General features: G+C 34.7%; 13 protein-coding genes. 8 read left to right on the forward strand and 5 right to left on the reverse strand.

Going from position 1 to position 12,111, the window contains the following annotated elements; translation table 11 throughout:
• The first annotated feature begins 6 nt into the window (after positions 1 to 6).
• The 6 genes from FHR29_RS17300 (at position 7) to FHR29_RS17325 (ending at position 5,745) form a co-directional block, all read left to right on the forward strand.
• Positions 7 to 816 carry a protein-glutamate O-methyltransferase CheR gene (locus FHR29_RS17300; RefSeq protein ID WP_132772339.1) on the forward strand — a complete coding sequence of 270 codons (810 nt, stop codon included), beginning with the start codon at positions 7 to 9 and terminating at the stop codon, positions 814 to 816.
• Between the two features lie 129 nt (positions 817 to 945).
• Entirely contained in the window at positions 946 to 1,521 is a 576-nt protein-coding gene (locus tag FHR29_RS17305) for a chemotaxis protein CheB (RefSeq protein WP_021188807.1), read from the forward strand.
• On the forward strand, positions 1,521 to 3,125 hold the full coding sequence (locus FHR29_RS17310; protein ID WP_021188806.1) for a response regulator: 1,605 nt from the start codon (positions 1,521 to 1,523) through the stop codon (positions 3,123 to 3,125). Before FHR29_RS17305 ends, FHR29_RS17310 begins: the two co-directional genes overlap by 1 nt.
• A gap of 43 nt (positions 3,126 to 3,168) precedes the next feature.
• The gene (locus FHR29_RS17315; RefSeq protein ID WP_021188805.1) at positions 3,169 to 3,705 is read left to right on the forward strand and encodes a plastocyanin/azurin family copper-binding protein; all 537 of its coding nucleotides are present in this window, start codon (positions 3,169 to 3,171) and stop codon (positions 3,703 to 3,705) included.
• 162 nt (positions 3,706 to 3,867) lie between these two features.
• Entirely contained in the window at positions 3,868 to 5,274 is a 1,407-nt protein-coding gene (gene lpdA / locus FHR29_RS17320) for a dihydrolipoyl dehydrogenase (protein ID WP_021188804.1), read from the forward strand.
• 66 nt (positions 5,275 to 5,340) lie between these two features.
• Positions 5,341 to 5,745, forward strand: coding sequence for an acyl-CoA thioesterase (locus FHR29_RS17325; RefSeq protein ID WP_021188803.1), 405 nt, complete (start codon positions 5,341 to 5,343; stop codon positions 5,743 to 5,745).
• Positions 5,746 to 5,763: 18 nt separating this feature from the next.
• Here the strand turns inward: FHR29_RS17325 and FHR29_RS26670 are convergent, their stop codons facing one another.
• Positions 5,764 to 6,057 carry a DUF3817 domain-containing protein gene (locus tag FHR29_RS26670; protein ID WP_232789346.1) on the reverse strand — a complete coding sequence of 98 codons (294 nt, stop codon included), beginning with the start codon at positions 6,055 to 6,057 and terminating at the stop codon, positions 5,764 to 5,766.
• Between the two features lie 253 nt (positions 6,058 to 6,310).
• Between FHR29_RS26670 and lpdA (FHR29_RS17335) the strand changes: the two genes are divergently transcribed.
• On the forward strand, positions 6,311 to 7,699 hold the full coding sequence (gene lpdA / locus FHR29_RS17335; RefSeq protein ID WP_132772342.1) for a dihydrolipoyl dehydrogenase: 1,389 nt from the start codon (positions 6,311 to 6,313) through the stop codon (positions 7,697 to 7,699).
• A 74-nt stretch (positions 7,700 to 7,773) separates the two neighbouring features.
• Here lpdA (FHR29_RS17335) and FHR29_RS17340 read toward each other — a convergent pair whose 3' ends face one another.
• The 4 genes from FHR29_RS17340 to FHR29_RS17355 form a co-directional block, all read right to left on the reverse strand.
• Complete coding sequence (locus tag FHR29_RS17340; protein WP_021188801.1) at positions 7,774 to 8,781, reverse strand: LacI family DNA-binding transcriptional regulator; 1,008 nt, start codon at positions 8,779 to 8,781, stop codon at positions 7,774 to 7,776.
• 138 nt (positions 8,782 to 8,919) lie between these two features.
• Positions 8,920 to 9,465: an HAD family hydrolase gene (locus FHR29_RS17345; protein ID WP_183915993.1), complete on the reverse strand. Its 546-nt coding sequence runs from the start codon at positions 9,463 to 9,465 to the stop codon at positions 8,920 to 8,922.
• Between the two features lie 7 nt (positions 9,466 to 9,472).
• Positions 9,473 to 9,961: a hypothetical protein gene (locus tag FHR29_RS17350; RefSeq protein ID WP_132772346.1), complete on the reverse strand. Its 489-nt coding sequence runs from the start codon at positions 9,959 to 9,961 to the stop codon at positions 9,473 to 9,475.
• A gap of 96 nt (positions 9,962 to 10,057) precedes the next feature.
• Positions 10,058 to 10,711, reverse strand: coding sequence for an ABC transporter ATP-binding protein (locus FHR29_RS17355; RefSeq protein WP_183916712.1), 654 nt, complete (start codon positions 10,709 to 10,711; stop codon positions 10,058 to 10,060).
• A 173-nt stretch (positions 10,712 to 10,884) separates the two neighbouring features.
• On the opposite strand from FHR29_RS17355, the gene sucC reads away from it, so the two are divergent.
• Positions 10,885 to 12,078: an ADP-forming succinate--CoA ligase subunit beta gene (gene sucC, locus FHR29_RS17360; protein ID WP_132772350.1), complete on the forward strand. Its 1,194-nt coding sequence runs from the start codon at positions 10,885 to 10,887 to the stop codon at positions 12,076 to 12,078.
• Positions 12,079 to 12,111 lie beyond the last annotated feature (33 nt).

The following is a 12,111-nucleotide window of genomic DNA, read 5'->3' on the forward strand; positions in this document are numbered from 1 at the left end:
TTAGATATGTTAGACTATTCCGAATTAGACGACGTTATAGAAATCATAAAAAATTTCCATGGATTAGATATCTCTGGATATTCAAAAGCATCTTTAAAAAGACGAGTTACCCGCATCATGGACATTAATAAACTGGATGTCGTTGGTCTTAAATCAAATCTGATCAATCAGGAAGGTTTTATACATTATTTCATCCCAGAAATGACGGTAAATGTTACAGAGATGTTTCGGGACCCCGACTTTTATTCATCTGTAACCACAAAACTATTCCCCTATCTGGAAACTTATCCACATATAAAAATATGGAGTGCCGGCTGTTCTACAGGCGAAGAAGTTTATTCCCTAGCTATTTTACTAAAAGAAGCTAATTTACTCAACAGATCGTTTATATATGGTACTGATATTAATTCGCAGGTTATAGAAAAAGCAAAAAAAGGTATTTACACCTTAACAAAGCTTAAGGAGTATTCCGAAAATTATATCAAAACAAAAACTGAACATTCTTTATCCGAGTATTATACCGCGATGTATGATGCAGCCACCATTCAGAATGATCTAAAAAAAAATATACTATTTTCTATTCACAATTTAATTTCTGATGGTGTTTTTAATGAATTTCAATTAATTACATGTAGAAATGTATTAATCTACTTTGATCTTAAATTACAAGAAAAAGTACTTGATCTTTTTTATGATTCTTTGTGCAAATTAGGATTTCTATGCTTAGGATCAAAAGAATCCCTAATCAACTATAAGCACGCAAACCGATTCAAGTTAATTGATAAAAAAAACAATATCTATCAAAAAATAGCGTAAGAAATATCATATGGAATAAGCTATTTCGTAAGCGGGCGAGATCCAGTACATAACAAAGATTTCATTAACGCTATAAACGAGCTTAATAATAACACTAAAACGAACACGCATTAAAAAAATTAGCCGTATATGAATAAGGGCAATAAAATATTACTGTTGGGAGGATCTGCCGGAGGTTTTGGTGTGATTTTAAATCTATTAAAATCAATACCGAAGAACTTTCAGATTCCAATACTTGTAATCGTTCATCGTAACCCAAAATTTGAATCTAATTTTGAGCAAGTTTTAAAAAAAAACTATGCCCTACAAATTAAATCGGCTGAAGATAAAGAACAGATTCAAGGAGGAAAGGTTTATTTTGCGCCCCCTGGTTACCATTTATTGATAGAACCTGATTTCAAACTTGCATTAGATAATTCAGAACCCGTCCAATTTTCAAGGCCTTCGATTGATGTCACATTTGAATCAGCATCCGAAGTTTATAAAGAGAACTGTATCGCAATTTTGTTTTCGGGAGCGAATCAAGATGGTGCAAAAGGCTTATTAGCAATTAAAAATAGGGGCGGAATATGTATAGTACAACATCCAGATTCTGCAGAAGTTCCTACAATGCCTCAAGCCGCTATCGATTTACATGCTCAACATCATATTTATACAACAGAAGAAATTGTAAAGTACATTGATCATTTAAATGGACTAGTATAATGAAGAATATAAACTTATTAATAGTTGATGATAAAATTGAAAATCTCATTAGCCTTACAGCATTATTAAATGATATTGTAGGTATCAATATTATCAGTAGTCAAGATCCTAATGAAGCACTTCGTATCTGCTATAAACAAAACATTGATATTGCATTGGTTGATGTACAAATGCCAGACATTAATGGGTTCGAATTTGTGGAGCTTATCAAGCATAATCCGAAAACCAGCCACATTATTGCCATCATGGTTACGGCTATATCTAAAGAGGAAAAATATCTCATTCAAGGATTGAACAGTGGGGCTGTCGACTACCTTTATAAACCGCTAAGTCCTGAAATCACCATTGCTAAAGTAAAATCCTTTATTCAGCAGGTGCAAACTCAAAACGAGATTAAAGAAAAAAATCAGGCTTTAGAGAACTCCAAAGAAGAACTTATACGAGCAAAGGAAGAGGCAGAATTAGCCCGAAAATCCAAAGAAACTTTTCTAGCAAATATGAGTCATGAAATTAGAACACCAATCAATGGTGTGATGGGAATCGCTCAAATGTTAAAAAACTCACCGCTTTCACTTGAACAACAAGATTGGGTCAATAAGTTAAATAGTGCATCGCTCAATTTACTTAATATCGTAAATGATATTTTAGATCTTTCCAAATTTGATTCCGGAATGATGAAACTAGAAATTGAACCCACCTCCGTACATGATATAACAGACGACCTCAAAAATCTATTTGTACATAAAGCGATTCATCAAGGTCTAAATTTTTCTATTTATATCGATGAAAAAATAGATAGTTTTTTCTTAGCAGATCCATTGCGATTAAAACAAATTCTCACCAATTTCATATCAAATAGTTTCAAATTTACTGCAGAAGGCAGTATCACTTTAAATATCAATTTAATTGATAGCAATGTTTCAAAACTTCACCTACAATTTCAAGTTACCGACACTGGAATAGGTATACCGGAACATTCTTTGGAGAAAATCTTTTTTGCATTCGAACAGGGTGAGGATGGAATCACGAAAAAATTTGGAGGAACAGGTCTTGGTTTAGCAATTGTGAAAAAACTCTCCATATTGTTAGGAGGAAAAGTTACTGCTGTTAGTACTTATGGAAAAGGGAGTGAATTTACATTTGACTGTTGGTTTGACAGAACAAATGCAGTCACAAAGTCTAAACCTGAAAAAATACTATACTCAGAACTCAAAAGTTTCGATAATTTAAAAATTCTAGTGGCAGAAGACAATGAATTGAATAGTTTCATGCTTGCTAATATCCTCAGAACTTGGAACTGTGAAATTAAAACTGCTAATAATGGTAAAGCCGCGCTTGAAAAGGTAGAAAGTGAAGATTTTGACATTATTTTCATGGATTCACATATGCCTATTATGAGCGGTTTTGAGACTATCCGTAGAATCAGACAGCATGATAATCCAGCAATTTCGAATATTCTTATCATATCGATATCCGCATCTGTGCTTGAGGCAGAACAACAGGAAGCTCTTGATGCTGGAGCGAACAATGTGATTGGAAAACCTTTCGATCCAAACCACCTACATGAAATGATAGAAAAAATGTTACGCAAAAAATACAATTAAAAGCAATATTTTCCTTATTTTTAGTAAAAATATAATTAACATAATGAAAAAATTATTTGTTTTACCAGTTATTGCCTTAGCAGTGGCCTTTGCTTCTTGCGGTGGCGATTCAACGAAAAAAGAAACCAGTTCAACAACTGAACAAACAACTCCAGAGGTTGCTGAAACAGAAACAGAAAAAATCCCTGGAATTGAGAATGTAGAGCTTTCTAATACATTAGCTTTAGAAGGTAATGATGCAATGAAATATGATAAAAACCTATTCCGCGTAAAAGCTGGAGAGAGCGTTGAGTTAAATTTTAAGAATGCTGGTACTATGCCTAAAGAATCTATGGGGCATAATGTTGTCATTTTAAAACCAGGAACTGACCTAGCGACATTTGGCGCTGAAGCAGCTGGTGCTCAAGCAGATGAATATGTACCTAAATCAGCACTTTCTTCTGTAATTGCACATACAAAATTATTAGGTCCAGGTGAAACAGATAAAATCACCTTCACGTTAGAAAAAGGAACTTATGATTTCATCTGTAGCTTTCCAGGACATTACGGTGTAATGCAAGGAAAGATTGTTGCAGAATAATCATTCAGAAATATTTCAATGAGGCATTCCTTAAATAGGGATGCCTTTTTTTATGACATTATAACGAGACTACTATTTCAAATTTATACACGTTTTTAACAAAATAGATTTCCTATAATGTTAATTATGACTAAATTTGCTCAAACATTTAAAACGTAATAGATGCAATACGACGTAATAGTAATTGGAAGTGGACCAGGCGGATATGTAGCAGCAATCCGTTGTGCACAATTAGGGTTAAAAACTGCTGTAATTGAGAAGTATAACACTTTTGGAGGAACTTGTTTAAATGTAGGTTGTATTCCTTCAAAGGCTTTATTAGATTCATCTGAGCATTACCACAATGCTGCACATTCTTTCGAAGCACATGGTATTAGCTTAAGCAATTTAAAAGTTGATATTAAGAAGATGATTGCTCGTAAAGACGATGTTATCAATCAAAATACTGCAGGTATCACATACCTATTCAAAAAGAACAAAGTTGAAAGTTTCCAAGGAATTGGTTCATTTGTAGATAAGAACACCATTAAAATCACAAAAGATGATGGTACTTCTGAGCAAATTACAGGTAAAAATGTAATTATTGCTACAGGTTCGAAACCTACTTATTTACCATTCTTACCTGTTGATAAAAAAAGAATTATTACTTCGACAGAAGCTTTAAATCTAACAGAAATTCCTAAGCACTTAATCGTAATCGGTGGTGGTGTTATTGGCCTTGAGTTGGGTTCTGTTTACGCTCGTCTTGGTTCTAAAGTATCTGTTGTAGAATTTGCAAAATCAATCATCGGAACTATGGATGGTGGTTTAGGTAAAGAATTACAACGCGTTTTGAAAAAATCAGTTGGTATGGAGTTCTATACTGGCCACAAAGTAACAGGAGCAACTTCAAAAGGTAAAACTGTAACTGTGACAGCTGAAAACCCTAAAGGTGAAATCATCTCATTAGAAGGTGATTACTGTATCGTAGCTGTAGGACGTACTGCTTATACGGATAATTTAGGTTTAGAAAATATCGGTATCACTGTTGAAGAAAGAGGTAAAAAAATCACAGTGAACGATCATTTAGAAACAATCGTCCCAGGTGTATACGCAATTGGAGACGTTGTCAAAGGTGCTATGCTAGCGCACAAAGCAGAAGATGAAGGTATCTTCGTAGCAGAAAGCATTGTTGGTCAAAAACCACATATCGATTATAATTTAATTCCTGGTGTTGTTTACACATGGCCTGAAGTTGCCTCTGTAGGTAAAACAGAAGAACAATTAAAAGAAGCTGGTGTTAAATACAAGACGGGTTCATTCTCATTCAAAGCTTCTGGTCGTGCCAAAGCTTCGATGGATACGGATGGTTTTGTAAAAATATTAGCTGATGCTGAAACTGATGAAGTTATTGGCGTACATATGATCGGACCAAGAGCTGCTGATATGATTGCAGAAGCAGTCGTAGCGATGGAATATCGCGCATCAGCAGAAGATATCGGTCGCATTTGCCATGCACACCCGACATATACGGAAGCAATAAAAGAAGCTGCGTTAGCCGCAACTTCGAATAGAGCAATTCACGCTTAAAATACTAAAAAGGGGAAAATAAAATTTTCCCCTTTCTTTTTCAACAAACCAAGCCCAAAATAAAACATGAATTTCTATACAAGAAAATGGGTAAAACCAGAAGACTTAAACCCTAACGGTTCACTATTTGGGGGGACCCTATTGAGATGGATTGATGAAGAGGCTGTTATCTATGCAATTGTGCAATTGGCCAATTCACATGTAGTAACGAAGTATATTTCTGAAATCAATTTCGTCAGTTCGGCTCAACAAGGTGATATTATAGAATTAGGAATAGAAGCAACTAATTTTGGTACAACATCCATCACGATGCGATGTGAGGTTCGCAACAAAATTACGAGAAAAACAATTCTATCCATCGACAAATTAGTTTTTGTCAACCTTAATAAAGAAGGCACACCAACACCGCATGGACGCACTGAAATTACTTATGCTTATGTAGGTATTGATAAAATAAAAAAGGATGAATAAATCATCCTTTTTTATTTTCTATTTCTTTTGTCCATTAATAATCTTCTTCACATCCAATTCTACCCAGAAACCTACAATAGGAATTAGAGATAAGACAAAATAAGTCAATGGTCTTTTCCAATTCCATTTATATTCTACTGTGCACATGATCAACATGATGACAAATATGACGACAAAAAAGCCATGAATCGAGCCTGCAATTCTCACCGCTTCGGGCGTTTCAAAAAAATATTTCATCGGCATAGCAAAGAAAAACAAACAAATGGTTGAAACAGCTTCCCAAAGTGCTATTTGTCTAAAAATACGGAGCATAAAAACTTGATTTAAAAATAAGTAATCCCAAAAATAGAATTATTTAGTGAGATGGATATTTTTTCTGAATGCTTTGACCTTCCTTTGACATATTAATCTTTAAAATGACGTGCGCTTATTAAAATCTGCCAATATAATGTCGCTCAATTTTATAACATTCAGAAAAAATGCGTACTTTTGAATAAGCTTTGCTATTCTGAATCTCAAGAAATTCAGAAATAGATTGAGCATTCAACTACACAATAATTATTTTATGAATTACGACATCATTGTAATTGGTAGTGGTCCTGGTGGATATGTTGCTGCCATTAGAGCCTCACAATTAGGTTTCAAAACTGCTATCATCGAGCGCGAATCTTTAGGAGGTATTTGTCTAAATTGGGGCTGTATCCCGACGAAAGCTCTATTAAAAAGTGCACAAGTTTTTGAATATTTAAATCATGCTGCTGAATATGGTATTAATGTACAAGGTGGTGAGCCTGACTTTGATGCTATTGTAAAAAGAAGTCGTGGCGTAGCAGATGGAATGAGCAAGGGTATTCAATTCTTAATGAAAAAGAATAAGATTGACGTCATTAATGGTACTGCAAAAATTAAAACCGGTGGTAAGATCGATGTTAAAGCTGCAGATGGTTCATCAAAAGAATACACCGCGAAACATACTATTTTAGCTACTGGTGCAAGATCACGTGAATTACCAAATTTACCACAAGACGGTAAAAAGATCATCGGTTACAGACAAGCATTAGTATTACCAAAACAACCAAAATCACTTGTGATTGTTGGATCTGGAGCTATTGGAATCGAATTTGCATATTTCTACAATGCAATTGGTACGAAAGTAACAGTAGTAGAATTCATGGACAGAATCGTTCCTGTTGAAGATGAAGAAATATCAAAACAATTAGAAAAAAGCTTAAAGAAACAAGGCATTAACATTTTAACTTCATCTGAAGTACAATCTGTTGATACTTCAGGTACTTTAAGTAAAGTAAATATCAAGTCTGCTAAAGGCATGGAAGTTATCGAGGCTGAAGTTGTATTATCAGCAGTAGGTATCATGCCAAATATCGAAAATCTAGGTCTTGAAGAAGTTGGTGTAAAAACAGACCGTGGCCGTGTTGTGGTTGACGATTATTATAAAACAAATATCGACGGCGTTTATGCTATCGGTGATATCGTAAAAGGACAAGCTCTTGCACACGTTGCTTCAGCAGAAGGAATTTTATGTATAGAAGCGATTAAAGGTCTTCATGTAGAACCAATTGACTATAACAACATCCCTGGATGTACCTATTGTTCTCCTGAAATTGCTTCAGTAGGTTATACTGAGAAAGCGGCAAAAGAAGCTGGTTACGAAGTTAAAGTAGGTAAATTTCCTTTTTCTGCTTCAGGTAAAGCATCTGCTTCCGGAGCAAAAGATGGTTTTGTAAAAGTTATCTTTGATGCAAAATACGGTGAATTCTTAGGAGCTCATATGATTGGTGCAAATGTTACGGAATTGATTGCTGAAATTGTTGTAGCAAGAAAATTAGAAACAACTGGTCATGAAATGATTAAAGCGATCCATCCTCACCCAACTATGAGTGAAGCTATTATGGAAGCTTGTGCCGATGCTTACGATGAAGTGATACACTTATAACGGTAACGGACAACATAAAATAGAAAGGGCTTATCATAATGATAAGCCCTTTCTATTTTATGTTAAAAGATTGATCACATAATCAATCTCGACTTAAATACAATCTGTTGTGGAGCAAGATCAGGATTATTTATTTTTTCAAATAAAATCTCAGCCGCTTTCTTAGCTTGGTTTCCTGGAAATTGTTCGATACATCCCATTGGAGGATTTTCCATATATTTCCAGAGAGGATAATTCGCATAACTAATAAAGTGAATATCATGATTAAGAACCAGACCTCTGTTTCGGGCAGCCTTCATAACATCTAAAGTCACAAAGTCATTAAAAGACACAACTGCTGTAGGCCTTTCAGGTAAGGCATATAGTTTCTCCATAGCAGCCTCATTTCCCTCAGTCGTTAAATCCGTATTCACAATATACTTTTCATCATAGTCCAAGCCATTACGTTTCAAAGCAGATAAAAAGGAATTTTTGCGTTCTTCACTTGCAGGAAGCAATTGTGGACCATTAATAAGTGCTATTTTAGCATGACCCCGAGCAACGAAAGCATCAATAGCTTCGTTCATACCCGTTGCTAGATCACTTTCAACTTTATTAATTTTAGGAATATCGGGTACACAGTCAAAGAATACAATTGGTGTTCCAGAATTTTCTAGCTTTTCAAGAAACTCAAGATTTGTGGTATTTTTACCTACTGACATTAAAACACCATCAACACGATGGCTTTTAAAGGTTTTCAAAATTCTCTCTTCTCTTTCGGCATCGTCCAAAGATTGCCCCATGATCACGGTATACTTACGGTCGTTGGAAACATTTTCAATTTCACTAATTGCAGAAGAGAAAAATGGTTCAGATAGACTTGGTAATAAAACACCGATTGTAAAAGTTTTGCGTTGCTTAAAAAATATCGCCGTTTGGTTAGGCTCATAATTCAATTCCTCAGCAACTTTTTTCACACGCATGGTCGTCACTAATCCAATACTTGGATGGTCATTCAACGCTCGAGATACAGTAGAGGGTGAAATTTTCAGCTTCTTCGCTATTTCCTTAATTGTTGTTGGTTTATCTCCTTGTATACTCATAGTCGAATCTCACTAAATTTACATTCTGATAAATATAACATTTTTTAGCATATTTTTTAGAATTAGAGTTTAATTTTAGAAAAAAGCAATTAATTACATAAATTTAAATAACTGATAATCAATGGCTAAATCGAAAAACTAACAATCTTGATATATAAAATCATTTTTAGCTATTTGTAGCTCTTCAGCTATATAATCGAGAGGCTCCAAATTGCGGAATTTTAACTCATCAACAAAATAAACCTTTAATTTAGATGCCAAAGGCCCCCACTCCATATGTTTTATTTTATTCAACTGCATAAGCGGGTTCCCTTTCGTCAAAATACAGATCTGTTTATCTGCATTAACAATAGCTGTTAATAATTCTGGAATACCATCTTTCATCAATAATTTAACGGGTAAAACAGCATTAACAAATAATCTTTCGAAATGCTCTTTATACTTTAAATCAAAATGAAAAACTTCGGTAGCATGTTCAAAGATCATATCTTCTCCTTGACTATCTAGATGATTCTTAAAAAATGTAACCAAATCAGCCTGAGGAGGAAAGGTCTCTGTAAATTCAAGAAAATTAGCAAAAAGATAATAAACCTGTAATAAATAGTCCCGTTTTGGATAAATAACGTCATCCAGTTCAAAAATAAATACCTTTTTATCCGTTGGGAAATCTTGATATCTTAACATAAAACAGTTAATCTTTTGAAACAGCACATAAGGCAAAATCATCACCTGAATCCGATACCACAAACAAACCATCCAATCCAGGATGTTCAGTTGTAAAATCATCAATCAATGACTTACCATCAACTAATAAAGCAAGTGATAATTCTTTTGGTGGATTTTCAATCACATAGTAATCTTGCAAAACGTCCTGAGCTGGAACAATTACCTTAATATCATATTCTTCAAATAAAATTTTGGCCACGGCTAGAGGTTCAAATTCATAACCTCCCAATGGCAGGACATAGTCAATCTGATGATCTAAACTTATTTTTAATACTTCGTGAGCATAGGTTGGCATTAACCCCGCAGGCAATTTAAAATACTTGCCTGAATTTAATAACAGTGAAGGAATCTCCTCAGAACTCGCAAAAAAGATTTCAAATTCATCCCCTAATAGCTTTGCAATACGTTGCCCAAGCCCTCTAGTTCCAAAGGTTATTAGTATTCTTTTTTTCATCAGAATAAAGTGTTTTTTTAAGCGATAAAGTTATTATGAGCAACACATTTATCGCGGTTTATGTATTCTAAGTGACTTATAATGACTGTATACATACTATACGATCACAATTCCATCACGCATATGAATAGTACGGTCCGAAATACGTGCCAGCTCTTCATTATGAGTAACGATGACAAAAGTTTGTTCAAATTTATCCCTTAGGTCAAAAAACAACTGATGTAATGCTGTAGCATTTTCAGAATCTAGATTTCCTGAAGGTTCATCTGCCAAAATAATAAAAGGGTTATTAATTAAGGCACGAGCAACAGATACACGTTGTTGTTCTCCACCAGACATTTGAGTCGGCTTATGGCTAGCCCGATGTGCTACACCTAATAAATCCAATATCTCCATCGCACGAACTTCTGCATCTTTGCGCCCCACACCTTTAATAAATGCTGGGATACACACATTTTCCAAAGCCGTAAATTCTGGGAGTAGGTGATGGAACTGAAAAACAAACCCGATATGTTCATTGCGAAAGGCACTCAGTTTTTTTGCATTCAGTGCACTGATGTTGGTTCCATTGATATACAGTTCCCCCTTATCTGCTAAATCCAAGGTCCCTAAAATGTGAAGAAGCGTACTTTTTCCAGCTCCAGAAGCTCCAACAATACTCACAATTTCACCCTTTGCAACTTCTATATCCACCCCTTTTAATATAGGTAAAGGACCGTATGATTTGAAAATACTTTTGGCTTGTAACATCATATGACAAAGTTAAATATTTTTTATGAACAAAACCTTTGAATAAATCAAGACCTTTTAACTCCATATCCGCCAAGTAGTATATAATAAAAGTCAATTTAAGCTAAATTTATGCTTCAGAACTTGACCATTCACTTAAAAAATAATACTTTTACAACACAAACATTTTTGCAATGAACATTCACGAATATCAAGGAAAAGAAATACTTAAAAGTTTTGGCGTAAGAGTACAAGAAGGTATTGTTGCTGAAACTCCAGAGCAAGCTGTAGAAGCTGCTAAAAAATTGAAAGAAGAATACAATTCTGACTGGGTTGTAATCAAGGCTCAAATTCATGCTGGTGGTCGCGGTAAAGGTGGTGGCGTTAAATTAGCTAAAAACCTAGAAGAAGTATCACAACGTGCTACAGATATCATCGGTATGCAATTAGTAACTCCTCAAACTGGCGCTGAAGGTAAAAAAGTAAATAAAGTATTAGTTGCTCAAGATGTTTACTATCCTGGTGAAAGTGAAACTAAAGAATTTTATGTATCTGTGTTATTAGACCGTGCTAAAGGTCGTAATATCATTATGTATTCTACAGAAGGTGGAATGGATATTGAAGAAGTAGCAGAGAAAACTCCAAACTTAATCTTCAAAGAAGAAATCGACCCTAAAGTTGGTTTACAAGGTTTCCAAGCACGTAAAATTGCTTTCAACTTAGGATTAACTGGTGGTGCACATAAAGAAATGGTGAAATTCGTTGCTGCTTTATATAAAGCATACGATTCAACAGATTCTTCTATGTTCGAAATCAATCCTGTATTAAAAACATCTGATGATAAAATCTTAGCTGTAGATGCGAAAGTAGACTTAGATGAGAACGCATTATACCGTCACCCGGATTATGCAGCATTACGTGATGTAACGGAAGAAGATCCTACAGAAGTTGAAGCTGGTAAATCTAACTTAAACTATGTAAAACTTGACGGTAACGTAGGTTGTATGGTAAATGGTGCTGGTCTTGCAATGGCAACTATGGATATCATCAAAATTGCTGGTGGTGAGCCTGCTAACTTCCTAGATGTAGGTGGTACTGCAAATGCTGAAACGGTAAAAGCTGGTTTCAATATCATTTTATCAGATCCAAATGTAAAAGCAATCTTAATTAACATCTTCGGTGGTATCGTTCGTTGTGACCGTGTTGCGCAAGGTGTAATCGATGCTTATAATGAAATCGGAAATATTCCTGTGCCAATTATCGTACGTCTTCAAGGTACAAATGCTGCTGAAGCGAAAAAATTAATTGATGATTCAGGCTTACAAGTTTATTCGGCAATTCAATTACAAGAAGCTGCTGAATTAGTAACTAAAGTATTAAAAGGATAATCTTCCCTTTAAAACAATATCAAAAGCCTCTGA

The sequence above is a fragment of the Sphingobacterium sp. JUb56 genome (assembly GCF_014191365.1).
Taxonomy (GTDB): Bacteria; Bacteroidota; Bacteroidia; order Sphingobacteriales; family Sphingobacteriaceae; genus Sphingobacterium; species Sphingobacterium anhuiense.

Excerpts from the sequence above, each read along its gene's own strand:
- FHR29_RS17300 (WP_132772339.1), top strand. The coding sequence starts at position 7 with ATGTTAGACTATTCCGAATTAGACGACGTTATAGAAATCATAAAAAAT.
- FHR29_RS17305 (WP_021188807.1), top strand. The coding sequence starts at position 946 with ATGAATAAGGGCAATAAAATATTACTGTTGGGAGGATCTGCCGGAGGT.
- FHR29_RS17310 (WP_021188806.1), top strand. The coding sequence starts at position 1,521 with ATGAAGAATATAAACTTATTAATAGTTGATGATAAAATTGAAAATCTC.
- FHR29_RS17315 (WP_021188805.1), top strand. The coding sequence starts at position 3,169 with ATGAAAAAATTATTTGTTTTACCAGTTATTGCCTTAGCAGTGGCCTTT.
- lpdA (WP_021188804.1), top strand. The coding sequence starts at position 3,868 with ATGCAATACGACGTAATAGTAATTGGAAGTGGACCAGGCGGATATGTA.
- FHR29_RS17325 (WP_021188803.1), top strand. The coding sequence starts at position 5,341 with ATGAATTTCTATACAAGAAAATGGGTAAAACCAGAAGACTTAAACCCT.
- FHR29_RS26670 (WP_232789346.1), bottom strand. The coding sequence starts at position 6,057 with ATGCTCCGTATTTTTAGACAAATAGCACTTTGGGAAGCTGTTTCAACC.
- lpdA (WP_132772342.1), top strand. The coding sequence starts at position 6,311 with ATGAATTACGACATCATTGTAATTGGTAGTGGTCCTGGTGGATATGTT.
- FHR29_RS17340 (WP_021188801.1), bottom strand. The coding sequence starts at position 8,781 with ATGAGTATACAAGGAGATAAACCAACAACAATTAAGGAAATAGCGAAG.
- FHR29_RS17345 (WP_183915993.1), bottom strand. The coding sequence starts at position 9,465 with ATGTTAAGATATCAAGATTTCCCAACGGATAAAAAGGTATTTATTTTT.
- FHR29_RS17350 (WP_132772346.1), bottom strand. The coding sequence starts at position 9,961 with ATGAAAAAAAGAATACTAATAACCTTTGGAACTAGAGGGCTTGGGCAA.
- FHR29_RS17355 (WP_183916712.1), bottom strand. The coding sequence starts at position 10,711 with ATGTTACAAGCCAAAAGTATTTTCAAATCATACGGTCCTTTACCTATA.
- sucC (WP_132772350.1), top strand. The coding sequence starts at position 10,885 with ATGAACATTCACGAATATCAAGGAAAAGAAATACTTAAAAGTTTTGGC.